Source organism: Photobacterium sp. S4TG1 (assembly GCF_036040035.1).
GTDB lineage: Bacteria > Pseudomonadota > Gammaproteobacteria > Enterobacterales > Vibrionaceae > Photobacterium.
Genome location: NZ_JAYXUH010000008.1, coordinates 25,571 through 50,695, shown reverse-complemented (window position 1 = coordinate 50,695; position 25,125 = coordinate 25,571). Strand labels below are relative to the sequence as shown.

Sequence of the window (25,125 nt, the reverse complement as noted above, 5' to 3'; positions counted from 1 at the left end):
TTTCAAAAGATCACTACAATAGCGACAAAATTTTGCCACTTTACGCTCTGCCAGTGTTGATTTGGTTCTGAGTAACAGCAATCACAGATCACCGCCAACAACACAATAATCGCCCATTCAGCGCGAATAATGGATTTCAGAGTGCCAGTTAGGATCACGTATGACTCAGCATCACACTAGCGCAACGCCAAAAAATTCTGACCTTATTTACCGCTTAGATGATAGGCCACCATTGCCACAAACGCTCTTTGCTGCCACACAACATTTACTGGCAATGTTTGTCGCGGTTATTACGCCATCACTGATCATTTGCCAATCACTGGGCTTACCAACAAGTGACACCAATACTATTGTGAGTATGTCATTATTGGCATCAGGTATTGCATCTTTCATCCAAATTAAAACCTTTGGCCCAATTGGCTCTGGTTTATTATCAATTCAAGGCACCAGCTTTAATTTCTTGGGGCCGATTATTGGTGCAGGCCTAGCCCTTAAAGCTGGCGGCGCTGATATTCAAACCATGATGGCAGCTATTTTTGGCACCATTATTTTTGCCGCTTTTACTGAAGTATTCATTTCTCGCATTTTACAACATGCCCAACGTATCATTACTCCACTGGTCTCAGGGATTGTAGTGACATTAATTGGCTTAACCTTAATTCAAATTGGCCTAACTTCCATCGGTGGCGGCTATAGTGCCATTGCTGACGGCAGTTTTGGTAGCCTTGATAATTTAATGCTATCAGGCACAGTATTAGGTTTTATTGTATTGCTAAACCGCGTTAAAAACCCTTATTTACGGGTGTCTTCTATTGTGATCTCAATGGCCGCAGGCACGCTATTAGCGTGGTTTTTAGGCATGATAAATACCAATATCACCACATCAAATACCTTGATCGCCATTCCAATGCCAATGCAATACGGACTCAGTTTTGATTGGGGATTATTAATTCCACTAATGATAGTGTTTGCGGTTACATCACTAGAAGCCATAGGTGATATTACAGCAACCTCAGAAACATCAGAACAACCGGTAAAAGGGCCGTTGTACTTAAAACGTATTAAAGGCGGTGTTCTTGCTGATGGCCTTAACTCAGCCATGGCCGCTGTGTTTAATAGTTTTCCTAATTCAACCTTTAGCCAAAACAATGGCATTATTCAATTAACAGGCGTGGCAAGCCGTTATATCGGCTACTTTGTGGCAGGAATGTTGGTTCTACTAGGGCTATTTCCTGATGTAGCAAGCTTGGTTCAATTGATTCCAGAGCCAGTATTGGGCGGCGCAACCATTGTCATGTTTGGCACTATTGCGGCATCAGGGATTCGTATAATTTCACGCTGTCACCTTGATCGCCGCGCGATTTTAATCATGGCATTATCTTTTTCAATGGGACTTGGCATCGCCCAAAAACCTGAAATACTGCAATTCTTACCAGAGATTGTAAAAAGTATTCTTTCTTCAGGTATGGCTGCTGGCGGCATTACCGCAATTCTATTAAATATTATTTTACCAAACGAAAATGCTGAATCGGTTGAACTGATTGATGAAGCAACCGCAACTGAACACTAATTATTACCCCATTAAAAAAGCCCGCTTTCATTACTGAAAGCGGGCTTTTATTTTACTAATAACCACGTTAGCTAGGTTACAGAAAATTACTTCAATTTATGTAACGGTAAACTGATCTCAACTCTTAAGCCACCATCGCTGCGATTACGCACCGAAATTGAACCTTCATTTTGATCAATAATTCGCTTCACAATCGCCAGCCCTAAACCCGTACCTTCAGTTTCGCTGCCACGAGCTGAATCACCTCGAGTTAATGGTTGAAACATCTTAGTGACTTGATCTGGGGCAATACCAGGGCCATTGTCCTCAACACAAAACCATGCCGATTTACGATCAGCAGAGGCTCCACTGGAGAGTTTTACCCAACCATTACCGTAACGTTGAGCATTTATCACCAAGTTTGCAACTGCACGTTTAAGGGCAACAGCATTGACCGAAACAGTACCGGGGATAAGCGTTAATTTCTGCTCGATAACATTGCCATAACTGCCTTCAGTATGAGCAACATCTTCTAACAACAAATTAAGATCAACATCTTCTTCTGCTTGTTTTTTAGTCGATTTAAGATAATCCATAAACTGACTAATAATTGCATTACACTCTTCAGTGTCAGTGATCATTGAATCCGCTAAATAACTATCTTCCGCTGACATCATCTCTGTCGCTAGCCGAATCCGTGTTAATGGTGTTCGTAAATCATGACTAACGCCAGCCATTAATAAAGCACGATCATCTTCAAGCTGTTTAATCCCTTGTGACATTTGATTAAAAGCTTTAGTGACTGAGCGAATTTCAGAGGCACCTTGTTCAGGTAATTGTGGTGGAGTTTCGCCCCGCCCAACCTGCAACGCAGCTTGTTCCAACTCAACTAAAGGCCGATTTTGAATCCGAATAAATAACCATCCGCCAGCTATCACTAAAAAAGCAATAATTAAACTGTAACGAAATAAGGGAGAAAAATCATCTTCTTGCAATTCAGACAATGGAATCCGCATTAAGAAGTTTGGCATCGCATCGGTTTTCATCCACAACACATAGCTATGGGCACCAAGCAATAACCGCACATCAGTCGGCGAATGTAATTCACGCGACATTTCCTCACTCAAATAAGTGATATGAGTGGCGTCATTAAATTCTGCAGCACTAGGAGAATTGGGCGCATGTAAAGTTACACCTAATTCTTCAAGTAACTCACGTCGAATAGGACGATCAAGATAGATAGTTTGGCCATTAGCCATCTTAATATTTTCTTTCAGCATCAATTTTACTTCGTACGCTAAAATACGATTAAACTGCTGAATACTAGGAAGTAGCGCGTAATTAACAATGGTCAGATATGAAAAAATCTGGCTTGCGATTAACAAGCCAGCTAATAATATCAGTGTTCGCGCAAAAGTACTTTTGGGCGATAACCGCATGGCTTACGCCTCACGACCATCAGGAACAAACACGTATCCTAAACCCCATACGGTTTGAATATAACGCGGACGACTAGGATCTTCTTCAACCATTCGACGTAGACGTGAAATCTGCACATCAATCGAACGTTCCATCGCTGAATATTCACGACCACGCGCCATGTTCATTAATTTATCACGTGACATTGGCTCACGCGCATTAGTTACAAGGGCTTTTAATACTGCAAATTCACCCGATGTCAGTGGCATAGGTGCATCGCCACGGAACATTTCACGGGTGCCAAGATTAAGACGGAATTCACCAAACTCAATCACTTTACTTGAAACACTTGGCGCGCCCGGTGCTTCAATAGTTTGACGACGTAACACGGCACGAATACGCGCCAATAATTCACGTGGATTAAACGGCTTTGGTAAATAATCATCAGCACCGACTTCAAGCCCGACAATACGATCAACTTCATCGCCTTTCGCCGTTAGCATTAGAATAGGTAGCATGTTGTTAGCATTACGTAAGCGACGACAAATAGATAAGCCATCTTCACCTGGTAACATTAAATCCAATACCATTAGGTGAAAAGTCTCACGTGCAAGTAAACGATCCATTTGTTCGCCATTAGCGACACTGCGTACTTGAAATCCTTGCTCAGAAAGATAACGTTCAAGTAACGCACGTAAACGCATGTCGTCATCGACCACTAAAATCTTATAATTTTCCTGCATTTTTCACCTTCATCGATCACGATAACGTATTGTTACTAAATGTACGCAGTCGTAATAACTAACGTTTAATTTGACGGTGAGTGTCTGTGCCTCAATAAAGGTTGTATCAATATATCCAACCAAATTTAATCGAGGTTAACAATATCACGGCCTATATTGATTATAGGGGGAGTAATTATCACCGACACACACCAATTACTGCATAACAACAATTATAACATGCTAATTATTATCATGATTGTGTTATTAGTATTGTCATCATATCTAATAACATCCCTTTTGATATGCCTTTATAGCATGGTGATTCAACTCTGAACACTACTTTACTTGAGAGATTAATTTACGACGCAAACAAGATCACATTTCACCAATTTCCCCCCATTAATAATTGATTCCTTCAGCGAATTAACCACTATTTAACGGCCCTATTTTATCGCGCTATTGCTTTCTATTTTACTCTAGCGATGATAGAACAATGCCAAACTACTGTTTGAGAATAATGATGAGAACCAATTTAATTACCCGAGAAGGGTTTGACAGATTAGAACAAGAATTGAATTATTTATGGCGTGAAGATCGCCCTGAAGTCACCAAAAAAGTGACTTGGGCGGCAAGTTTAGGTGATCGCAGCGAAAATGCAGATTATCAATATAATAAGAAACGATTACGTGAAATTGATCGTCGAGTACGCTTTTTACGAAAACGTTTAGAGGCGGTTAAAGTCATCGATTACTCCCCTCAACAAGACGGTAAAGTCTTCTTTGGTGCATGGGTTGAGATTGAGAATGAGGCGGGTGAACAAAAAACCTTTCGCATCGTGGGCCCAGATGAAATCTATGGCCGTAATGATTACATCTCGATCGACTCTCCGATGGCACGCGCTTTATTAAGTAAGCAGGTTGATGATGATGCGGTAGTACCAACCCCACTTGGAAAAAAAACATGGTTTATTAATCGTATTCGTTACCATGATTAAATAACAACAAAACCAACCGACAACTCACTATCACGAGTAACAGACAACAAAAATGACTCGCTTTATGCAGTCTGACACACTCTTCACCGCGGTTGACTTGCCAGATCAAGATTCAGCCGTAGAATGGAAGCTTAACGATCAACAAGAGAAATCAACGGATGAGCAACGCTATCAACCACCAGATCGCCACCGAACTGAATGTACGCACAGAACAAGTCAATGCGGCAGTCACCTTACTTGATGATGGTAATACAGTACCTTTTATTGCCCGTTACCGTAAAGAAGTCACTGGCGAATTGGATGACACTCAACTACGTAATTTAGAATCACGTTTAGGCTACTTACGTGAGCTCGATAGCCGTCGTCAAGTCATTCTAAAATCCATTACTGAGCAAGGTAAACTTACGCCAGCGCTGGCGGCTGAAATTAACAGTGCTGACAGTAAAACTCGTCTTGAAGATCTCTACCTGCCTTACAAACAAAAACGCCGCACCAAAGGTCAGATTGCGATTGAAGCAGGCATCGCTCCCCTTGCTGAACTGTTATGGAATCAACCTCAACATTCACCAGAAACAACAGCAGAACAATATTTAAATCCCGAACAAGGCTTTGCTGATAGTAAAGCGGTGCTAGATGGTGCACGTGCCATTTTGATGGAACAGTTTGCTGAAGATGCTGCATTACTTGAAAAAATTCGTCATCAATTAAATAGTCATGCAGAGCTCACCTCACGTATCGTCGAAGGTAAAGAGCATGATGGAGCTAAATTTAAAGATTACTTTGACTATAACGAGCTGATTAAAAACATTCCGTCCCACCGTGCGTTAGCACTATTCCGTGGCCGTAATGAAGGCTTTCTACAATTATCACTTAATGCTGATCCCAATAAAGACCAAGCCGTTCGTAGTTCATATTGTGAAATCATCATTGCGGAACATTATAACGTTACCCTTGGTACTCAAGCAGCAGATACGTGGCGCAAACAAGTGATCAGTTGGGCATGGCGCATTAAGATTTTAATGCACATGGAAACTGAGCTTATGAGCATTTTGCGTGAAAAAGCTGAAGATGGCGCAATCCAAGTTTTTGCTGATAACCTGCATGACTTATTAATGGCGGCACCTGCGGGTCCACGAGTCACACTAGCACTTGACCCTGGTTTACGAACAGGCAGTAAGATTGCCGTGGTTGATGAAACTGGTAAAGTTTTAGATACCGCCACCATCTACCCTCACCAACCACATAATAAAATTACTGAATCAACCAAAGTCGTTGTCGCGCTGATTAATAAGCATAACGTTAATTTAATTGCGATTGGTAATGGTACTGCTTCACGTGAAACAGATGCATTTGTGGCAAAGCTAATTAAAGATAATCAGCTTAAAGTACAAAGTGTAATGGTCAGTGAAGCCGGTGCATCAGTTTACTCAGCATCAGAATTAGCCGCCAAAGAATTTCCTAATATGGATGTGTCGATTCGTGGTGCGGTCTCCATTGGTCGTCGTCTACAAGACCCATTGGCAGAGCTAGTTAAAATCGATCCGAAATCCATCGGTGTTGGCCAATACCAGCATGATGTCAGCCAAAGCATGCTTGCTAAACGTTTGGATGTCGTGGTCGAAGACTGTGTAAACGCCGTTGGTGTTGATGTAAACACGGCCTCCGCAGCATTACTAACACGTGTAGCTGGTTTAAATGCCACTATTGCCCAGAACATTGTCAACTATCGAGATGAAAATGGCCGCTTTGATGCACGTACAGCCCTTAAAAAAGTCGCACGTTTAGGACCAAAGGCATTTGAACAATGTGCGGGTTTCTTACGGATCATGAACGGTAAAAACCCTCTTGATGGCTCTGCGGTTCACCCTGAGTCTTATGCGGTCGTTAAAGCAATATCAGCAGCCAATAATAAACCTGTTGACGCTATTATTGGTAATAGCGACTTTTTACGTAACCTTAATGCTATCGATTATACCGATACCAATTTCGGTTTGCCGACAGTAAATGACATTATTAGCGAGTTAGATAAACCTGGTCGCGATCCGCGTCCAGAGTTTAAAACGGCAACCTTTGCTGACGGTGTTAATGAAGTAAAAGATTTAATTCCAGGAATGGTATTAGAAGGCGTGATCACCAATGTAACTAACTTTGGTGCTTTCGTGGATGTTGGTGTGCATCAAGATGGTTTGATTCATATCTCAGCGCTATCTGATAAATTCATTTCAGATCCGCGAGAAGTCGTTAAGGCCGGTGATGTAGTCAAAGTCAAAGTGATGGAAGTTGATATTCAACGTAAACGTATCGCGATGAGTATGCGTTTAAATGATGAGCCTGGACAGGAGAAACCTACTCGTCAACCAGCCGCAGCAACGGCTTCCCGTCAGCAACCCCGTCAAAATAACGCACCTGCACCACAAAAGAACTCACCACCGATGGGCGGCGCTTTTGCTGCGGCATTTGCTAATGCCAAGAAAAAATAATTACCACTGATGTAATAACAACACTTCAACAGCCAGCCATTAGCGCTGGCTGTTGTTTTAGATAACACTAAGATATTGCGTGGGAGGGTTAGGCAATGTCGCTTGCGCGTAATGATGGCTCACAACACCTTTGGTGCGTTCACTGGCACTGATGAGCGCTAATTGTTGTAATAATTCTCGTGGAAGTTCAATGTGCATCGAATAACCTAATGGCAGATCTGGTGTCACATAATTTCCCAATGAAAGAACCTGTACCAGCTGTGCTAACTGCTGCTGATAACCTTTAAAAGTCGTCGCTTGTGATTGCGCATAATCAGGATGTTCACTCGGATCCCAACTCGGTTTACTACGTTGTTTCTCTTCAGCACTAAGAGCATTTTCAGACGCTGCCGCCCCACTTTCAACAATCGGCACAATCTTTTCACGCACACGGTTATCCCGCGCAACTTGATCCGTTAATGGATTAATAGTCGTCGCTAATACTGGTGTTATTGATTGTAACGGCGCAATCACCATAGTAGATAATCCATTGTTACTATGCCCAAAATACAGTTATATCATCTTAGTCATAATATCGACCGCTCACGTTAATTATTTACCTATACCTATCGTTATAAATTTCATTGTCTGACGCAAAGCACTAAAACCGATCAATCCATGAATGTCTTTATTACCGTAATAAATTCATTCAAATGAGAAATAAATGGTGCATGAGATGCGTCATTAAAAACATAACTTTGTGATTGAGGATATAACACACTTAATTGCGGTTCAGTTTTAATCGGCACAAGTGCATCTAATCGACCGTACACACGCAACCATGGTTGTGATAATGCCGTCAGTGATTGACGTAAATCAACCTTCTCTAATAATTCTAACCCTAGTGTTAAGGCTGCTAATTGCGGTTGCGGCCGAGATAACACTGCTGCTTTTAATTGGCGAATATCCTTTTTTGCTGTTTGACTACCTAAGGCTTGTAATACTAAAAAACGTTCAATAGTGAGCGCAAAATCAGTCGCTAACTGGGTTTGAAAGTTAGCTAGAACGCGAGGTTGAATACCCGTCCAATCCGTTCGAGACATAAAACATGGCGAGCTTGCAACGGTAATCAATTGTGTAACCCGTTGTGGTGCAGTCAAGGCTACTTGACTCGCAATAATGCCACCTAACGACCACCCTATCCAAACAGCTTGAGTCGGAGCTTGTGCCAATAACACATTCACGATATCAGTTAATGATGTCGCCACAATCGCAGCATTATCACCATAACCAGGAAGATCACACCAATGAACGCAATAGTGCTGACTTAGTTGCGAGATCACATCTTGCCATACACCCGTATTCATTCCCCATCCATGAATGAGAACCAGATCGGGTCCTTGGCCTTCACAGTGCCAGTTAAACGGTGATGTCATTTATATTTCCTTGCATCAATTGAGAATGAGTAATAATGATGCCAAACAGAGTGCCATCATGGCGAGATAATTTATATCACCATTTGTTATTTCGACACTGTGCTTTATGCCAACTCCCTTTAATCCAAACCGAACATTATTGGTGCCAGCATTGCATCTCCCATTTCCCATCCCCGCCCTATTGCCATCACTGTGGTTCAACAACCTTAACTGACGTCGCCCATTGTGGTCATTGCCTCACCCAACCGCCACATTGGCATCGTCTTTACCGCTTAGGTGAATATAAGCCACCACTGCAACAACTGGTGCATCAACTAAAATTTTGCGGAAAATTTTGGCTAGCGCGACCACTGGCACAACAATTAGCCAACCAAATTACTCAGCCTGCCCCGTTATTATTACCCGTACCCTTACATTGGCGACGTTACAGCCAGCGCGGTTTTAATCAGAGCCATCAACTGGCATTGGCCCTTGGCGCAATTTTAAATAGTCGCGTTAATCACCGTGTATTTCAGCGTTTACGACATACTCAACCGCAGCAACAACTGACACAAGCTCAACGGCGACATAACTTACACCATGCGTTTCAATTACGACCAATGACATTACCTGATCATGTCGCCATTGTTGATGATGTTGTCACCACAGGCGCAACAGTAGATCAGTTAACTCAGTTACTTATTCATCGCGGTGTCAAACAAATCGATATTTATACGTTATGCCACACTGAACAATCAGTTAATTAATATTGCGCAAAAAAGACGCGCATTAATTAATAAAACGTGGTCAAATAAAAAATGTCGCTTTAGAGATGCGACAATCACTCACAAAGAGTAGAATGAATAAAACTTACTAAATAAGTCAGGTATTACATCGTGTCCATGATCACTATTACTGAAAACGCTCAGCAGCACTTTAGCAAGCTTCTTGCTCAGCAGCCTGAGGGTACTAATATCCGTGTTTTTGTTGTAAACCCAGGCACTCAAAGTGCTGAATGTGGCGTATCCTACTGCCCACAAGATGCGGTTGAAGCAAGTGACACAGAAATGAAACTTGAGCTATTCTCTGCTTTTATTGATGAGTTAAGCCTTCCCTTCCTTGATGACGCTGAAATTGATTTTGTTACTGACAAAATGGGTTCACAGCTAACATTAAAAGCACCTAACGCAAAAGTGCGTAAAGTAGCTGATGATGCATCATTAATTGAACGTGTTGATTACGTATTACAAACGCAAATCAATCCTCAGCTTGCAGGCCATGGTGGTAATGTATCATTGTCTGAAATCACTGAAGATGGTGTTGCCATTTTACAATTTGGCGGCGGTTGTAATGGTTGTTCAATGGTAGATGTGACATTAAAAGAAGGCATCGAGAAAGAGTTATTAGCACAATTTGAAGGTGAGTTAACGGGGGCACGTGATATTACCGATCACGCTCGTGGCGATCATTCTTATTATTAATCGTTTTGAGCCACTCATTACAGATAGCAAAAAGCCGCATTTTGATGCGGCTTTTTTATTGGTATTTATTATGAGCGAAGGACAGTAATAGTTACTCGTCTTTTTCCCCAATTTTTAGCCGCTCTAACATCTTTACCCATATAGATATCTATCTTACGATTCCAACGATGATGCATTTTGTCTAGCACCACATACTCGCCGGGTAAACCTGAGATTTTAACTTTAGAACCACGCTTTAATCCCATTTTGAGTAAATCACGAGAAACAGCGATGGCTTTCATGCCTGGTTTTAAACGATCTCCCCAAGCGGCAATGCTTGGATTAGAATCCGTTTGTGCTCGTACTGAATTATATGCTGTTGCTGTAACATTTAATTTCTTGAAGCTACTGGCATAACTATGAACACTGAAGGTTAAACTCAGTACCAGTAAAAAATAACCTATAATCTTAGTTGTCATTCGCACCACCTGGATAAGAAGTGAACGCATTTAAACAAATCACAATCAGGATTGAAAGCCTTTTTTGTACAAAAAACCACCAGTGATATTATTTATAAAGATAACATCTTGTTTATTAAGTATTCGGTAAAAATATGTTTCTTTGCCATAAAGAGACAAATCTGACCGCTAATATTCCGCCCCGCAATGCCATAAAACCAATCATTGCAGCCCATAAGGCATGATTACCATAACTGCTCATTGCCCACCAAATAGCAAAAAAACCACACGTTGCTAAGAACATACTATTGCGCATATCTTTGCCTCGTGTCGCTCCAATAAAGATGCCATCTAATAAAAAACACCACATAGCGACTAAAGGTACTGCTGTGAGCCAAGGTAAATATTGATCAGCTTGTTGTTGTACGGCTGGAATATCAGAAATTACACCAATAATTTGGGTTCCAAAGAGTACAAAAATAGCGGTTAGCACTAATGAGATTAATAAACTCCAAAATGTGGTTCCCACCAAATAACGCTCTAGCTGACCTTTATTTCTAGCCCCTACTGCTTTCCCTACTAAAGCTTCCATCGCATAAGCAAAGCCATCCATTGCATAGGAAACTAACATTAGGAAACTCATTAATACAGCATTGGCAGCTACAACATTATCGCCTAGGTGTGCCCCTTGAAAAGTCATAAAAGTAAAAGTGGCTTGTAAACATAAACTACGTAAAAAGATGTCACGATTAAGTTTAAGTAATCGTCCCATACCATGGCGAACACTGGCTAACTTTTGTTTTAACGGGGGTAATCCTAACTGTAGCCATTGTTGAGCCACAAACCACAATCCCAATATCATGCCACTGTAATCGGCAATCACTGACGCAGCCGCGGCACCTTGTACTTTCCAACCAAAACCCAGTACAAACAGCAAATCTAGCGCTATATTGACAACGTTCGTTACAATTAATAGCCACATCGGTAATTTGGCATTTTGCATACCAAGCAACCAACCCATGATTACAAAGTTAGCGAGAGCAGCAGGCGCGCCCCAAATACGAATAGAGAAATATTGCGCGGCATACAGTTTGACTTCACTGCCAGCACTACTAAAGTGAAAAATAACTTGGCTTACTGGTTGGTGTAATACAACTAATGCGACACCAAATAGCCACGCCAACGCCATGCCTTGAACAAAAATTACGGCTTGTGCATCTTTATCTGCACTGCCTTGCGCTTGTGCAGTAATGCCTGTAGTGGCCATCCGTAAAAAGCCAAGCAGCCAAAAAGTGACATTAATCATGGTGCCGCCAACAGCCACACCACCTAAATACCACGCTTGATCAAGATGGCCGATCACCGCAGCATCGACTAATCCTAGTAAGGGGACGGTAATATTGGACAGTACCATTGGTAGTGCTAACGCAAAAACTTGGTAATGCAGTGATTTATCTTTTAATGCAGCTAGCACACTCGTCCCTTACTTGAGGTTAAATAAGAGCTTAGTGTACCTATTTGAAGACGGTGACAACAGTCTGATCCTAATAACAAAAGATCAAACGCTCACATTAATAGAATTCTATTTTCCAACTTAACCACCAATGATCGACCAATAGCACTACAAACAATGTTAATAAATGCCAGATTGAATACTTAAATGTCGCCCAAGCGTGACCAGTACTATCAAAGAATTTGAGTTTAATCGCATACCCAATAAAGCCAAGATTCAAGACACTACTACCAATAAGATAAACATAGCCACTCATGGCGGTTAACCACGGTAATAATCCAATGGCAAACAATAGCAAGGTATAAAACAACACCATCGTTTTTGTGTATGCAATGCCGTGGGTCACTGGCAACATTGGAATGCCTGCTTTAGCATAATCATCACGTCGATGGATCGCTAATGCCCAAAAATGGGGTGGCGTCCACGCAAACACTAACATCACTAATAACAACGCATGGGGATTCAAACTTCCCGTCACGGCAGTCCAACCAAGTAATGGTGGCGCTGCCCCAGCTAAACCACCGATCACAATGTTTTGCGGGGTTGCATGCTTTAACCACATGGTATAAATCACCGCATAACCAACTAAACTTGCCATTGTCAGCCATGCGGTTAGTGCATTAAGCTGCCACAATATAATAAATCCTGACACCATTAATACACATGCAAACAACACCGCTTTTGAGGTTGCTATGCGCCCTTTTGCTAATGGTCGATGATAAGTTCGTGCCATTTGAGCATCAAAGCGGCGATCTAGCACATGATTAAACACAGCAGCGGCGGCTGATTGCAAACCTATTCCGACTAACCCTAATATCACCACCTTAACCATTGGCACCGTGGGTACAGCTAGACACATACCGACCAGCGCGGTTAACAATAACATTGCCACAACTTTGGGTTTAGTCATGGTGAGATAATCTTGCCCAACAGCCACTGCTGTCGAAAATGTATTACTACGCTCAAGCCATTGTAATTTATCCATGAGATTGTTCCTCCGTTAGCCGTTGCTCTACGCTAGGTAATGGTTGAAAACAACGTCTGACTCGATAACTAACAGTGACCATTGCCACCAATAACCCCAACCCAGTAATGTTATGCGCGACAGCAACTGCAACAGGTAAACTGGCAACGACATTGGTCACACCTAATGCAATTTGTAACGCCAGCAATAACACCAATACTCGACTATAGCGTCGTAATATAGGTTGCAACCAGCATAACCACGCCATAGCTAACACCACTACCGTCGTTACTATCGCACCAAGACGATGCACTACATGAATCGTGACTCGCTGTCCGTAATCAAGCACCCCATATTGATAACTATCATGCTGCGGCTGCACGAATAAAAAAGCTTTACTATCAAATAACTGTTGCCAATTAGCCTCACAGATAGGTAGTTGACTACACACTAAAGCAGCATAGTTCGCAGCAGTCCAGCCCCCTAGCGCTATCTGAATAACAACGGCAACAACACTGATCATTGCAGCTATTCGTAGCCAAGAGACAGTTTTTGATTCAATATGAACCATATTAACGAGAGATGAAGATAGCTGTAACCGTAATAACCACAGTAGGCAAACAATGGTAAAACCCCCTAATAAATGTGCCATTACCACCACAGGCATAAGCACTAAGGTCACAGTCCACATACCTAATACGGCTTGAAAGATAACCATCAATAACAACAACACAGGTAATAATTTAGGTCGAGATGATTGTCGCCACGCCATCAGATTGATAGCTAAAATAAACAGGCCTAAACTACCTGCTATATAGCGATGTAGCATTTCATTCCAAGCTTTTTGGGGTTCAAGTGGTGTTTGAGGAAAGAATTCAGCAGCAATTTGTTGTTCCGCTACGGTCTGAGGCACAGTTAAAAAACCGTAGCACCCTGGCCAATCAGGACAACCAAGCCCCGCTTCTGTTAAGCGAGTAAAAGCGCCTAATGCCACCACAGCTAGTGATAAAACAAAACTAAAACTGACGAGATAAAAAAAGTATCGATCATTATCGTTGGTGGTAATCATTTGTTATCCTCCATAATAACCGCAATGATTTAGCCAATTTTTGAAACTTTTAATAGCCTTTTCAAGTCACGTAGCACATCTTTACCCTGCTTTAAAATCGCTTCTTCACCAGTAACTAAAGGGTATGCCATCAACATATTACCGTGAGGATCGGCAATATAAATTGTGGCTAAGCCATATTCTAGTTGAGTAAATTGCTGATGTAATACCGTATCCACTGGGTACTGTTCTAACCCTTGTAATAATGCATTTAATGACGGTTGTTGGTCAGCAATAAGAACCACACTTTGTAGCCGACCATTATCAGCACCAGCAGCTTGTGGCACTTGACGTAAATTAAATAATGCACCTTGGCAACGTTCATCACAGGTAGATGGCAACCAATAAATCAACTGCCATGTTTGTGGTTTTGAAAATGCACTCACCGTCATTGTTGGGTGCAGAAGTTGGCCTCGATTAGTCACTCCACCTTGATACCATTGCTGCTGTAATATCACTTTTGCAATAATAATCGGTAATGCAAACACCAATGCGACCACCAATAATAATTGATATTTTTTCATTCTTCGCGCTCCCTGCGTAACCATAATAAAGAAATAACACCGACAGCAATCGCGAGTAGAAACCACTGTATCGCATAACCATAATGTTTCTTAGGCCCCATCACGACAGGTTGCCATGTTTGAATAAGAGCGGTTGGACTTGTGGCTGATATTTGAATAATCCATGGTAATAATGGTTGTTGCAACTGCTGAGAAAGCCATTCTAATTCAATATTTTGCACACGTAACGGCCATTGCTGCTGGGTAGCGTTAGGTTTAAATTGCAACAATTTCTGAGCCGGAGCAATCACGCCATGAAGCACAATCCGCCCATCAAATTGAGGTAATATCGGTAATATTTCACGGTATGGTGGTGCGGCAATCCAGCCAACATTAACGAGTATTCGCTGTTGCTGACTAATAAACGGTAAATAAAGGTGATACCCAGAGCGGCCTCGATAAAGTTGATTATCCAATAGAATAGGATGTTGATTATCAAATTCCCCTTCCAGCGTTACGCTATGCCATAACGGCTCAGCAGGTAACTGAACTAAATCGACAATCATGCTGTGTTGGCGATCTCGAATTTGTGATTGCAGCTGTTTTTTTTCATCGGCACGGCTTAGTTGCCACCAACTAAGTTTGAGTAACAAACTCACTACAGCAATAGAAAAAAGAATAAAAGCAACAGTGCGCAACATTACCTCTCCTTGTTATCGCTAACCGTTAAAACCCGCTATGCTTAAAACAACCACAAAGGAGCACATTAGATGCTAATTAAATTGTTATTTATCATATTATTACTATTGATGGTGATTCACTTATTTCGAGCGTTACCAGCTATCATTAAAGGTCAATCGCCACACCCGTTATCGTATTATCTTGGGCGTCGATTACTGATTGCGGTGATCCTATTTGGACTGGTAGTTATCGCCTTAATGACGGGTGTTATTCAACCCAACCCAAGCCCATACACGCTATAACTTATTATCCTGTAATCATTTATTTAATCAGTCGCGGTTATAAAATATAAACAAACACAAACAAGCATAACCACACCACATCAACAAAATGCCAATACCAAGCCCCAGCTTGAAAAGCGAAATGATGCTTAGGGGTAAAATGGCCTTTTAATACTCGACACCACACTATAAATAATAAGATCGCACCTAAAGTGACATGCACACCATGAAAACCTGTAAGCATAAAGAAAGTATTGCCGTAAACACCACTTTCTAAACGTAGATTTAACTCATGATAAGCATGGATATATTCCACCGCTTGTAGGTAAACAAACACGCCACCAAGTAATACTGTGACTAATAAAAACAGGCTTAACCGACGTCGTTGATTATTTTCTAACGCAAGATGAGCAATATGGAGGGTTATCGATGAGGTAAGCAGAATAATTGTATTATATAACGGCAATCCAATCGGCCCCATAGCTTGCGTTTCAGTGCCATCAGGCGTTAACACTAGCGGCCAATCGGCGACAAAATCAGGCCACAACACCATATTGGTCATTGCATTATTACTCGCACCACCAAGCCAAGGCACTGCAATCATTCGCAGATAAAATAGCGCCCCAAAGAACGCACCAAAAAACATCACTTCAGAAAAGATAAACCAGCTCATACCTTGTCGAAATGAGCGATCCATTTGAGTACTATATAAGCCCCCCATCGATTCCGTAATAACATCTCGAAACCAGCCAATCAACATCAGCAAAAGTAGTCCAATCCCAGTTAATAAAATCCATGGACCTTGTCCTGCTAATAAATCCCCCACAGTTACGCCTGCACCTAATGCAATTAAAAACAATGCGATAGCACCTAAAATAGGCCACCCACTCGCTTCAGGAACATAATATTCATCAGGATTTACTGCCGCTGGCTGCTCGGAGTCATTATAAGAATTCGACATTTTTCACCTCATTCTCTTGCTCAGTCAATTGAGGAAGGGGTTGCACGTCAGGGGTCACGTCATAAAGCGTATAGGCTAATGTCAGTACCTTAATATCGCGCGGTAAATCAGGATCGACATAAAACACCAACGGTAATTGCGCTTGTTCACCCGCAGCTAATGGTTGATGATTAAAACAAAAACATTCAATTTTATTAAAATATTGTGCAGCAATACCGGGAGTTACCGAGGGCACTGCTTGTCCAATTGACGGCTGTGAATTGAGATTTTTAGCATCATATTTAATAATTTTTGTCTCTCCTGGGTGAACATCAACTTGCGTCACCTGAGGCGTAAATTGCCATTTCACATTTGGATTAATATAAGCAACAAACTCAACCGTTACGGTTCGACTACGATCAACATTGTCGCTGGCCTTGGTTGGTGTGGTTGCTGTTTTGCCATTAATTCCAGTGATATCGCAAAAAACGTCATATAACGGCACTAACGCAAACGCAAATCCAAACATGGCTATTGCAGCAAACACCAATGCAATAACAGAGCGTTTCGATTGCGGTTCCATATCAGCCTCCGTTAATCAATTTTAGGTGGCGTTGAAAAGGTGTGATACGGCGCAGGAGAAGGTACAGTCCATTCCAACCCTTCAGCACCTTCCCATGGTTTTGATGCTGCTTTTTCTCCACCACGAATACACTTCACCACCACCGCAACAAATAATAACTGCGATAAACCAAATAAAAACCCACCAATACTGACCACGGCATTGATATCAGCGAACTGCAACGCATAGTCAGGAATTCGACGCGGCATTCCCGCAAGCCCCAGAAAATGCATTGGAAAAAACAAAATATTGACTGAAATTAACGAACACCAAAAATGCCAATGAGCTAAACGTTCATTAAACATATGTCCGGTCCATTTAGGGAGCCAGTAATAAGCTGCCGCCATAATGGAGAAAATAGCCCCAGACACCAACACATAATGAAAGTGAGCCACCACAAAATAGGTATCATGATATTGAAAATCTGCCGGCGTAATGGCTAACATCAATCCCGAAAAGCCACCGATGGTAAACAACACAATAAACGCAATCGCAAATAGCATCGGCACTTCAAAGGTCAATGAGCCACGCCACATAGTAGCTACCCAGTTAAACACTTTCACCCCAGTCGGCACTGAGATCAGCATGGTGCAATACATAAAAAACAGCTCAGCCGCAACAGGCATACCTGTGGTAAACATATGGTGCGCCCACACTAGAAAGCTCAATCCAGCAATCGAAGCGGTGGCATACACCATTGAGCTATAACCAAAAAGTTTTTTACGCGAAAATGCAGGGATAATTGCCGAAATAATACCGAAACTCGGTAAAATCATAATATAAACTTCAGGGTGACCAAAAAACCAAAAGATGTGTTGAAACATCACCGGATCCCCGCCACCTGCGGCATCAAAAAAACTGGTACCGAAATATTTATCGGTTAATACCATGGTTACCGCGCCCGCTAACACCGGCATTACCGCTATCAATAAAAAAGCAGTGATTAACCATGTCCACACAAACAACGGCATTTTCATGTAAGTCATGCCCGGAGCACGCATATTAATAATAGTGACGACTACATTAATCGCTCCCATGATCGAACTAATACCCATAATATGAATCGCAAACACAAACAATCCAGTGCTCGCAGGACTATAAGTGGTTGATAACGGCGCATAGAATGTCCAGCCAAAATTCGGCCCGCCACCTTCCATAAACAATGATGCCAACAACAAGCTAAAGGCAAACGGTAGAATCCAAAAACTCCAATTATTCATTCGTGGTAAAGCCATATCTGGCGCACCAATCATTAATGGAATCATCCAATTAGCTAAACCAGTAAACGCTGGCATTACCGCGCCAAAAACCATAATCAAACCATGGACAGTAGTCATTTGATTAAAAAAGTTAGGTTCAACTAATTGTAATCCAGGCTGAAATAATTCAGCACGAATCACCATTGCCATCGCACCGCCAATAAAAAACATCGATAAGCTAAAAAGCAAATACAACGAGCCAATATCTTTATGGTTAGTGGTGAATAACCACCGCTTGATCCCCTTTGGCGGATGATGTTCATGGTGATCAATGCTAGGTTGGTGAGGCGATATATCCGTCATGCTGGTCATTCCTTATCACTACTGTCCATTTTTAATCGCTTGAACATCGGCGGCTTGCACGGTTTCTTCGGTGTTATTTCCCCAAGCATTGCGCTCATAGGTAATCACAGCAGCTAATTCTTTAAGACTTAATTGCGGGCCAAAAGCTTGCATTGCCGTCCCCGTACTGCCATGCACCACAATTTTGATATGTTCAATACGCTGCTGCGGATCAATCGATACCCCTTGAGCGGCTAAGGCAGGAAAAGCCCCCGGAATCCCTTCACCATTGGCTTGATGACACATCGCACAACGGTTGTTATAGGTTTTTTCACCCAAAACCATTAACTCATCCATCGGCATGGTCATATCTAATAACTGCTGCTCTTGCTCGCGTGCTTGACGTTGATTAGCTTGAGTTTGTTGTAGCCATTGGTCGTATTCTGGTTGTGTTTTTGCAATCACCACTATTGGCATAAAGCCATGATCTTTACCGCACAACTCTGCGCACTGGCCTCGATAAATCCCCGGCTCATCAATGCGTGTCCATGCCTCATTAATAAATCCAGGATTAGCATCTTTTTTAACGGCAAACGCAGGTACCCACCAAGAATGAATAACATCTTGTGACGTCACTAAAAAACGGATTTTTTTATTAATAGGCACCACTAATGGGTAATCAACTTCTAACAGATAATTCGCCCGCTTTGGGCGTTGGTTATCAATTTGAGCAGCACTGGTCGCGAGGTGTGAATAAAATTCAACGTCTTGATCAAAATAGCGGTAATGCCATTTCCATTGCGAGCCAGTCACTTGAATCGTGAGATCTGATTTAGAGGGATCTTCCATTGCCAGTAAGGTTTTTGTGGCAGGAATAGCCATTGCAATTAAGATAATAAAAGGGATCAGCGTCCAAATAACTTCAACTTTAGTGCTTTCATGAAAAGAGGCCGCAACAGCACCTTTTGATTTTCGATGATGGAAAATAGACCAAAACATAGCCCCAAACACCACCACACCGATAGCAATACAGATATAAAGAATCGTCATATGCAAGCCAAATACATCTTGGCTTATCGCGGTAACCCCCCGCGTCATATTGAGTTGCATTGTTTCACCCATTAAAGGAGATGAAAATGCAATTAATCCACTACTACCGATCAGTTTACGCACCATCGTTCTGACCTCCTTTGTCGGCAACATTCCACCTTCCACAGCACTTGCAGCGACACTTTTATCTACTCGCAACAAAGCTAAAATAACATTCCTCTATGTTTAACTTAGGCACTAAATAGCAATAGCGCAAAAAAACGCCACAAATAATTAATAACAAACTAGTAGATAAGCTAATGATATTCTGAGAAAAATAATCTTAAATCATTTTACGAGGCAAAAAAAAAGCGCAGCTTATGCGCTACGCTATTTGGTGTTGACTCAATCTGTCGTTAGTGGATAGTTACATCCAATCAGCGTTACGGATCACGCCAACAGCAATACCTTCAATGGTTAAATTTTGATGCTCTAAATCAACCTTAATCGGCGAGAATTCTTCATTTTCAGCATGAAGTAATACTTTAGAGCCTTGCTTATCCAAGCGTTTAACCGTCACTTCATCATCCACACGAGCAACAACGACTTGACCATTATGTACATCTTGCGTTTTATGTACTGCCAGTAAATCGCCATCCATAATGCCGATATTCTTCATACTCATGCCATTCACACGTAATAAGAAATCAGCCCGTGGTTTAAACAAGCTTGGATCAACCTCATAATGCGCTTCTACATGCTCTTGCGCTAAAATTGGCTCACCTGCAGCAACGCGACCAATTAAAGGTAATCCTTTTTCATCGGCAACATCATCCGCAATTAATAAGCGGATTCCGCGTGATGCGCCTGGAATAATTTCCAATACACCTTTACGGGCTAAGGCTTTTAAATGTTCTTCTGCTGCATTAGCAGAACGGAAACCAAGTTCACGTGCAATTTCGGCACGTGTTGGTGGCATTCCACAGTCATCAATCTTTGCTTTGATTAAATCAAAGACTTGTTGTTGTCGCGGCGTTAACGGCTTCATGAGTCACCTGTCTTTTTATACAGTTGCTGTGAGTATATCCAGTGTTCAAAGACAATAAAAGCCAATTGTTTACGAAAACAGCAATTTGAGTAGGAATTCAAAGCCATTCAGTCACTTGGATTGAAAAAATATAATGCTATTATTTAAGGCAATAATTCTAACAGAATCAATCATCTTTACTTAACTGGTCATGCCAGATCGATTTTTAATCCAAAAGTTGTCATAAAAATAAACCATGACTTAGTTAAAAAAGTGGTATTTTAACGTTTATTTACCGCATATCTCCTGCATGAAAGCTGCATTTTTCTGCTATTGTGCGGCGCATTAAGATTCAGAGGCTAATTATATCTATGTCAAGCGGGCAGAAAATCTATCAACAATTATTAAAATTGCCACTTTCTTTGTTGGTAAAACCTCATTCGATTCCATCTGATCCAGTTGCTGACCTAGAACTCGATTTAGCACGCCCAATCGTCTATATATTGCCGTACCGTTCTAATACTGATCTATTAACTCTACGTAGCAGTGCACTCGCATCAGGCTTACCGGATCCATTGTCGCTATTAGACATTAATGGCCAATCATTTCCACGCTTTGTTTGTGTTGCTGAAAACCCAAGCGTATTTGGCAATAAAACCGGTTTACCACAAGATTCAATTACCCTTTTTAGTGAGCTATTAGAATTACATAAACAAGACAGTGAATTAAATATTCAATTAATTCCTGCGTCTATTTTATGGGGGCGAGCACCGGGTAAAGAATCAAAAAATAAACCTATTTTACGCCCACTCAATGGCCCCAAAAAAACCTGGGCAATTGTCGGTCATGGCCGTGACTGCTTAGTCCGTCTAAGTACTCCAGTGTCTCTTCGTTATATGGCGGATAACCATGGTACTGATGATGCTATTGCGCAAAAGTTAGCGCGCGTGGCAAAGATTCACTTTTCACGTCAATTATTGGCAACCTCAGGACCTCGCCTTCCCGATCGTAAACAACTTTTTAAACGTTTATTAGCATCAAAAGCGATTGATAAAGTAGTCCAAGAAGAAGCCATAAGCCGCCAAGTTCCCGTAGAAAAAGTGCGTCGTGAAGCAATTGCGATGATGGAAGAGATTGCCGCTGACTTTTCTTATCCATTAATTAAAAATGGTGAGCGTTTCTTAGGTTGGTTATGGAATAAGCTTTACCAAGGGCTAAACATCACCAATGCACAGCGCATTCGTCGGTTAGCACAAGATGGCCATGAAATCGTTTATGTTCCTTGCCATCGTAGCCATATGGATTACTTATTACTGTCTTATGTACTGTACCAAGAAGGCTTAGTGCCACCGCATATTGCTGCAGGTATAAACCTCAACTTCTTCCCCGCGGGCCCTATTTTCCGCCGCGGTGGTGCATTCTTTATTCGTCGCAGTTTTAAAGGTGATCGCCTCTATTCGACGGTTTTCCGTGAATATTTAGCCCAGTTATTTGCTAAAGGTTACTCGGTTGAATATTTTAGTGAAGGTGGTCGTTCTCGTACAGGGCGTTTACTTCCCGCTAAAACAGGCATGCTATCAATGACCATCCAAGCGATGTTACGCGGCTTAAATCGCCCTGTAACCTTGGTACCGGTTTACATTGGTTATGAGCACGTAATGGAAGTGGGTACGTATGCTAAAGAGCTACAAGGCAAACGCAAAGAAAAGGAAAATGTCGGCCAAGTACTGCGAACTCTACGTAAGCTACGTAATTTTGGTAAAGGCTACGTCAACTTTGGTGAGCCGTTATCACTAAATCAATATTTAAATGATAATGTGCCTGACTGGCACCAAGATATCAATCCAATAGAGCCACAGCGTCCTAACTGGCTATCACCGGTGGTGAATGATTTAGCGGTTAAGATGATGACCCATATTAATGATGCAGCCGCCACTAACGCCCTAACACTTTGTGCGCTGGCACTGTTGTCATCTCGCCAACGCGCATTAAGCCGTAGTTCATTAGAGCAGCAAATTGAATGTTATCTTGAACTGCTACGTAATGCACCGTACTCAAGTCATTGCACTACGCCAAAAGATAATGCCACCCAATTGGTTGATCATGCGATTACCATGGATAAATTCTTGGTTGAACGCGATGTATTAGGTGAAATTATCTCACTTGATCGTGAACAATCGATATTAATGACCTACTACCGCAATAACATTATTCACTTGTTTGCGTTACCGTCATTAATTGCCCATATTGTGGTGCAACAACAACGCTTAACCCGTGCTGAAATCCACCAGCAGGTTGGGTTATTGTATCCATTCCTAAAAGCTGAGTTGTTCTTACGTTTTGATACAGAGCAATTAACGCAGGAAATTGATCGTCTGATTACAGAGCTAGTGCGTCAGCGATTATTGCTACTTGATGGTGACACCATTGCCATTAATAATGCCCGTATAGGTCCATTACAACTGCTTGCACGCACGATTACTGAAACCTTACAACGTTACGCGATTGCACTGACGCTACTTAATGCAGAGCCTCAATTACCAAAAACCGATTTAGAGCAACAGAGCCAAGTACTTGCTCAACGTTTAAGTCGTTTACATGGTATTAATGCTCCCGAGTTTTTCGATAAAGGGGTATTTAGTACGTTAGTGAAAACGTTACGTAATGAAGGCTATCTTAATGATGAGTGTCATGCGGTGACACAACCAGTAGAGCAGCTTGCAGATTTATTAACGTCGTTAGTTTCACCTGAAGTGAAATTAACTATTCAAGCTGTCATGCAGCCAGATGAAGAACAAACCAACGACTAACTGTTCATCACAAAAAAAGCGCCGTTAGGCGCTTTTTTTATACTTTAAAATCAATACTATTGACCAGTTATTGCCATAATACACTCAGGCTAATACCGATAAATATCACCATTCCGACATAGTTATTATTTAAAAAGGCTTTAAAACATTGTTCTCGTTGGCGACCTTGAATCAGCATTTGTTGGTAAACAAACAAGGCTGCTGCTAATAATAATGCCCAATAATAGCCTTGATTTAATTGTAAAATACCACCGATAGCAATCAATAACATGAGCGTTGCTAACTGCAATATTCCAATAATTAACTTATCAAACCGGCCAAAAAGAATTGCAGTAGATTTTATTCCAACTTTAATATCGTCATCACGATCAACCATGGCATATAGGGTGTCGTAAGCAATGGTCCATAAAATATTGGCTGCAAATAATAACCATGCTACAACAGGTAACGCACCCGATTGAGCTGCGTATGCCATCGGAATTGACCACCCAAATGCTGCGCCCAACACCAATTGTGGTAAATGAGTATAACGCTTCATAAATGGATAAGCCGCTGCCAGTATTACGGCGACTACCGACAACATAATGGTGAGGCTATTCATAGTGAGCACTAATAAAAATGACACTAACACCAATAAAATAAATAGCCCTAACGCTTCACGTTCAGAGACCTTTCCTGATGGCATCGGTCGATGAGCGGTACGCTTTACATGACCATCAACATTGCGATCAGCAAAATCATTGATCACACAGCCTGCGGCGCGCATAAATACCACCCCCAGCACAAACACCACCAATACATCTAATTTAGGAAAACCATCCCCAGCTAAAAATAACGCCCACAAGGTTGGCCATAACAATAATAAACTGCCTATTGGGCGATCAAAACGGGCTAACTGCCAAAAAGCTCTGGCCTTGGTTATTTCTAACATCCTTTTTCCTTAGCATATACTGGCGATTGGGTTAAAAATAACTCCGCCACCAGTATTGGCTTTTCATTAATCCATAATCGCGAACGTCGTGCCCATTGAGGCTGCTGCTGAGTACCAAGATTAGCAACTTCCAAAGCATCACGACGTGAATTCTTATCATTAAAAACACGATAACCTAGCGGAATATTACCTAAATCGACAAGATCTTGTTCCTCACCACTTAACGTTGTCATTGGAATCAACGTTCGTGCAAATACCCATGGCTGTTGATCACCATAAAGCATTACTTCTCGTTCTAAACAATCACAGTCACCGACAAGTTGCCGTTCCATAATGGATAAATGACTATTGCTAATCATTGTCTGGGCTAACACTGTTACCGTAAAATGTTGGCAATATTGTGCCAATCGACGTGACAATGATGCTGACTCTAACAACCAGGCTCCATGTGATGTTTGTTCTAATGCCCATGATTGTACCGAGTACCATTTGGCACTCTGGATTAACGGGCTGTACAACTGCTTGAATTCCGACATTTTTTATACTACAAAATTAATAAACTCGTGATCAAAACACTTGGTAGAAAGCGGTTAATTTATTACCATATTGATCTGCTATTGTAGCAAGAGGTAACGACTTCGAATATCGTTAACGCTAGTAGATTACACCTTGTTACGTCTAAATGTCCCTAACTGC

Annotated in this window: 24 protein-coding genes; 7 read left to right on the top strand and 17 right to left on the bottom strand. The window is 41.7% G+C overall.

Annotated elements, in window-relative coordinates; genetic code table 11:
* Window positions 1–160: 160 nt before the first annotated feature.
* Complete coding sequence (locus VXS03_RS11225; RefSeq protein WP_327763807.1) at window positions 161–1,570, top strand: uracil-xanthine permease family protein; 1,410 nt, start codon at window positions 161–163, stop codon at window positions 1,568–1,570.
* Between the two features lie 86 nt (window positions 1,571–1,656).
* Here VXS03_RS11225 and envZ read toward each other — a convergent pair whose 3' ends face one another.
* Window positions 1,657–2,988 (bottom strand): two-component system sensor histidine kinase EnvZ, encoded by a 1,332-nt coding sequence (envZ, locus tag VXS03_RS11220; protein ID WP_327763806.1) that lies wholly within the window; start codon window positions 2,986–2,988, stop codon window positions 1,657–1,659.
* A gap of 3 nt (window positions 2,989–2,991) precedes the next feature.
* Window positions 2,992–3,711 carry an osmolarity response regulator transcription factor OmpR gene (gene ompR, locus VXS03_RS11215; protein WP_060997756.1) on the bottom strand — a complete coding sequence of 240 codons (720 nt, stop codon included), beginning with the start codon at window positions 3,709–3,711 and terminating at the stop codon, window positions 2,992–2,994.
* A gap of 502 nt (window positions 3,712–4,213) precedes the next feature.
* On the opposite strand from ompR, the gene greB reads away from it, so the two are divergent.
* Both greB and VXS03_RS11205 read left to right on the top strand, forming a co-directional pair.
* On the top strand, window positions 4,214–4,687 hold the full coding sequence (gene greB, locus VXS03_RS11210) for a transcription elongation factor GreB (protein WP_327763913.1): 474 nt from the start codon (window positions 4,214–4,216) through the stop codon (window positions 4,685–4,687).
* Between the two features lie 158 nt (window positions 4,688–4,845).
* On the top strand, window positions 4,846–7,167 hold the full coding sequence (locus tag VXS03_RS11205) for a Tex family protein (protein ID WP_327763805.1): 2,322 nt from the start codon (window positions 4,846–4,848) through the stop codon (window positions 7,165–7,167).
* 57 nt (window positions 7,168–7,224) lie between these two features.
* Here the strand turns inward: VXS03_RS11205 and VXS03_RS11200 are convergent, their stop codons facing one another.
* Window positions 7,225–7,683 carry an ATP-dependent Lon protease gene (locus tag VXS03_RS11200; protein ID WP_327763803.1) on the bottom strand — a complete coding sequence of 153 codons (459 nt, stop codon included), beginning with the start codon at window positions 7,681–7,683 and terminating at the stop codon, window positions 7,225–7,227.
* A 134-nt stretch (window positions 7,684–7,817) separates the two neighbouring features.
* Complete coding sequence (bioH, locus tag VXS03_RS11195; protein ID WP_327763802.1) at window positions 7,818–8,582, bottom strand: pimeloyl-ACP methyl ester esterase BioH; 765 nt, start codon at window positions 8,580–8,582, stop codon at window positions 7,818–7,820.
* A gap of 35 nt (window positions 8,583–8,617) precedes the next feature.
* On the opposite strand from bioH, the gene VXS03_RS11190 reads away from it, so the two are divergent.
* Together VXS03_RS11190 and nfuA are read left to right on the top strand one after the other, a co-directional pair.
* Window positions 8,618–9,328, top strand: a complete 711-nt coding sequence (locus VXS03_RS11190) for a ComF family protein (RefSeq protein WP_327763801.1) — start codon at window positions 8,618–8,620, stop codon at window positions 9,326–9,328.
* Window positions 9,329–9,457: 129 nt separating this feature from the next.
* Window positions 9,458–10,042: a Fe-S biogenesis protein NfuA gene (gene nfuA / locus VXS03_RS11185; protein WP_199190754.1), complete on the top strand. Its 585-nt coding sequence runs from the start codon at window positions 9,458–9,460 to the stop codon at window positions 10,040–10,042.
* A 68-nt stretch (window positions 10,043–10,110) separates the two neighbouring features.
* Here the strand turns inward: nfuA and VXS03_RS11180 are convergent, their stop codons facing one another.
* From VXS03_RS11180 to VXS03_RS11155, 6 genes are all read right to left on the bottom strand, one after another.
* Window positions 10,111–10,500, bottom strand: a complete 390-nt coding sequence (locus VXS03_RS11180) for a 3D domain-containing protein (protein ID WP_327763800.1) — start codon at window positions 10,498–10,500, stop codon at window positions 10,111–10,113.
* Between the two features lie 115 nt (window positions 10,501–10,615).
* Entirely contained in the window at window positions 10,616–11,953 is a 1,338-nt protein-coding gene (gene dinF / locus VXS03_RS11175) for an MATE family efflux transporter DinF (RefSeq protein WP_327763799.1), read from the bottom strand.
* Window positions 11,954–12,050: 97 nt separating this feature from the next.
* Window positions 12,051–12,977, bottom strand: coding sequence for a heme o synthase (gene cyoE, locus VXS03_RS11170; protein WP_327763798.1), 927 nt, complete (start codon window positions 12,975–12,977; stop codon window positions 12,051–12,053).
* Window positions 12,970–14,025, bottom strand: coding sequence for a COX15/CtaA family protein (locus VXS03_RS11165; RefSeq protein WP_327763797.1), 1,056 nt, complete (start codon window positions 14,023–14,025; stop codon window positions 12,970–12,972). Before VXS03_RS11165 ends, cyoE begins: the two co-directional genes overlap by 8 nt.
* Window positions 14,026–14,054: 29 nt before the next feature.
* The gene (locus VXS03_RS11160; RefSeq protein WP_327763796.1) at window positions 14,055–14,588 is read right to left on the bottom strand and encodes a cytochrome oxidase; all 534 of its coding nucleotides are present in this window, start codon (window positions 14,586–14,588) and stop codon (window positions 14,055–14,057) included.
* Window positions 14,585–15,268, bottom strand: a complete 684-nt coding sequence (locus VXS03_RS11155; protein ID WP_327763795.1) for an SURF1 family protein — start codon at window positions 15,266–15,268, stop codon at window positions 14,585–14,587. The genes VXS03_RS11160 and VXS03_RS11155 overlap by 4 nt, the downstream gene beginning before the upstream one ends.
* A 69-nt stretch (window positions 15,269–15,337) precedes the next feature.
* On the opposite strand from VXS03_RS11155, the gene VXS03_RS11150 reads away from it, so the two are divergent.
* Entirely contained in the window at window positions 15,338–15,550 is a 213-nt protein-coding gene (locus VXS03_RS11150) for a DUF2909 family protein (protein WP_327763794.1), read from the top strand.
* A 37-nt stretch (window positions 15,551–15,587) separates the two neighbouring features.
* Here the strand turns inward: VXS03_RS11150 and VXS03_RS11145 are convergent, their stop codons facing one another.
* The 5 genes from VXS03_RS11145 to lexA form a co-directional block, all read right to left on the bottom strand.
* Window positions 15,588–16,490: a cytochrome c oxidase subunit 3 gene (locus tag VXS03_RS11145; RefSeq protein WP_327763793.1), complete on the bottom strand. Its 903-nt coding sequence runs from the start codon at window positions 16,488–16,490 to the stop codon at window positions 15,588–15,590.
* Entirely contained in the window at window positions 16,474–17,052 is a 579-nt protein-coding gene (locus VXS03_RS11140) for a cytochrome c oxidase assembly protein (protein WP_327763792.1), read from the bottom strand. Before VXS03_RS11140 ends, VXS03_RS11145 begins: the two co-directional genes overlap by 17 nt.
* Window positions 17,053–17,063: 11 nt before the next feature.
* Window positions 17,064–18,653, bottom strand: a complete 1,590-nt coding sequence (ctaD, locus tag VXS03_RS11135) for a cytochrome c oxidase subunit I (RefSeq protein ID WP_327763791.1) — start codon at window positions 18,651–18,653, stop codon at window positions 17,064–17,066.
* An 18-nt stretch (window positions 18,654–18,671) separates the two neighbouring features.
* Window positions 18,672–19,808, bottom strand: a complete 1,137-nt coding sequence (coxB, locus tag VXS03_RS11130) for a cytochrome c oxidase subunit II (protein ID WP_442957445.1) — start codon at window positions 19,806–19,808, stop codon at window positions 18,672–18,674.
* A 280-nt stretch (window positions 19,809–20,088) separates the two neighbouring features.
* Window positions 20,089–20,709: a transcriptional repressor LexA gene (gene lexA, locus VXS03_RS11125; RefSeq protein ID WP_080159228.1), complete on the bottom strand. Its 621-nt coding sequence runs from the start codon at window positions 20,707–20,709 to the stop codon at window positions 20,089–20,091.
* Window positions 20,710–21,059: 350 nt separating this feature from the next.
* On the opposite strand from lexA, the gene plsB reads away from it, so the two are divergent.
* The gene (gene plsB, locus VXS03_RS11120; protein ID WP_327763790.1) at window positions 21,060–23,498 is read left to right on the top strand and encodes a glycerol-3-phosphate 1-O-acyltransferase PlsB; all 2,439 of its coding nucleotides are present in this window, start codon (window positions 21,060–21,062) and stop codon (window positions 23,496–23,498) included.
* Window positions 23,499–23,565: 67 nt separating this feature from the next.
* Here the strand turns inward: plsB and ubiA are convergent, their stop codons facing one another.
* Both ubiA and VXS03_RS11110 read right to left on the bottom strand, forming a co-directional pair.
* Window positions 23,566–24,429 (bottom strand): 4-hydroxybenzoate octaprenyltransferase, encoded by an 864-nt coding sequence (ubiA, locus tag VXS03_RS11115; protein WP_327763789.1) that lies wholly within the window; start codon window positions 24,427–24,429, stop codon window positions 23,566–23,568.
* Complete coding sequence (locus VXS03_RS11110) at window positions 24,423–24,965, bottom strand: chorismate--pyruvate lyase family protein (RefSeq protein WP_327763788.1); 543 nt, start codon at window positions 24,963–24,965, stop codon at window positions 24,423–24,425. Before VXS03_RS11110 ends, ubiA begins: the two co-directional genes overlap by 7 nt.
* Between the last annotated feature and the right edge of the window lie 160 nt (window positions 24,966–25,125).

Bases quoted from the DNA above. Each gene is read 5' to 3' on its own strand.
- VXS03_RS11110 (WP_327763788.1), bottom strand. From the start codon at position 24,965: ATGTCGGAATTCAAGCAGTTGTACAGCCCGTTAATCCAGAGTGCCAAA.
- VXS03_RS11200 (WP_327763803.1), bottom strand. From the start codon at position 7,683: ATGGTGATTGCGCCGTTACAATCAATAACACCAGTATTAGCGACGACT.
- VXS03_RS11190 (WP_327763801.1), top strand. From the start codon at position 8,618: ATGATGCCAAACAGAGTGCCATCATGGCGAGATAATTTATATCACCAT.
- greB (WP_327763913.1), top strand. From the start codon at position 4,214: ATGAGAACCAATTTAATTACCCGAGAAGGGTTTGACAGATTAGAACAA.
- coxB (WP_442957445.1), bottom strand. From the start codon at position 19,808: ATGGTGCGTAAACTGATCGGTAGTAGTGGATTAATTGCATTTTCATCT.
- VXS03_RS11155 (WP_327763795.1), bottom strand. From the start codon at position 15,268: ATGTTGCGCACTGTTGCTTTTATTCTTTTTTCTATTGCTGTAGTGAGT.
- VXS03_RS11150 (WP_327763794.1), top strand. From the start codon at position 15,338: ATGCTAATTAAATTGTTATTTATCATATTATTACTATTGATGGTGATT.
- VXS03_RS11225 (WP_327763807.1), top strand. From the start codon at position 161: ATGACTCAGCATCACACTAGCGCAACGCCAAAAAATTCTGACCTTATT.
- lexA (WP_080159228.1), bottom strand. From the start codon at position 20,709: ATGAAGCCGTTAACGCCGCGACAACAACAAGTCTTTGATTTAATCAAA.
- VXS03_RS11160 (WP_327763796.1), bottom strand. From the start codon at position 14,588: ATGAAAAAATATCAATTATTATTGGTGGTCGCATTGGTGTTTGCATTA.
- VXS03_RS11145 (WP_327763793.1), bottom strand. From the start codon at position 16,490: ATGTCGAATTCTTATAATGACTCCGAGCAGCCAGCGGCAGTAAATCCT.
- envZ (WP_327763806.1), bottom strand. From the start codon at position 2,988: ATGCGGTTATCGCCCAAAAGTACTTTTGCGCGAACACTGATATTATTA.
- VXS03_RS11180 (WP_327763800.1), bottom strand. From the start codon at position 10,500: ATGACAACTAAGATTATAGGTTATTTTTTACTGGTACTGAGTTTAACC.
- plsB (WP_327763790.1), top strand. From the start codon at position 21,060: ATGTCAAGCGGGCAGAAAATCTATCAACAATTATTAAAATTGCCACTT.
- VXS03_RS11140 (WP_327763792.1), bottom strand. From the start codon at position 17,052: ATGGAACCGCAATCGAAACGCTCTGTTATTGCATTGGTGTTTGCTGCA.
- ubiA (WP_327763789.1), bottom strand. From the start codon at position 24,429: ATGTTAGAAATAACCAAGGCCAGAGCTTTTTGGCAGTTAGCCCGTTTT.
- bioH (WP_327763802.1), bottom strand. From the start codon at position 8,582: ATGACATCACCGTTTAACTGGCACTGTGAAGGCCAAGGACCCGATCTG.
- ompR (WP_060997756.1), bottom strand. From the start codon at position 3,711: ATGCAGGAAAATTATAAGATTTTAGTGGTCGATGACGACATGCGTTTA.
- VXS03_RS11165 (WP_327763797.1), bottom strand. From the start codon at position 14,025: ATGATTACCACCAACGATAATGATCGATACTTTTTTTATCTCGTCAGT.
- cyoE (WP_327763798.1), bottom strand. From the start codon at position 12,977: ATGGATAAATTACAATGGCTTGAGCGTAGTAATACATTTTCGACAGCA.
- ctaD (WP_327763791.1), bottom strand. From the start codon at position 18,653: ATGACGGATATATCGCCTCACCAACCTAGCATTGATCACCATGAACAT.
- VXS03_RS11205 (WP_327763805.1), top strand. From the start codon at position 4,846: ATGAGCAACGCTATCAACCACCAGATCGCCACCGAACTGAATGTACGC.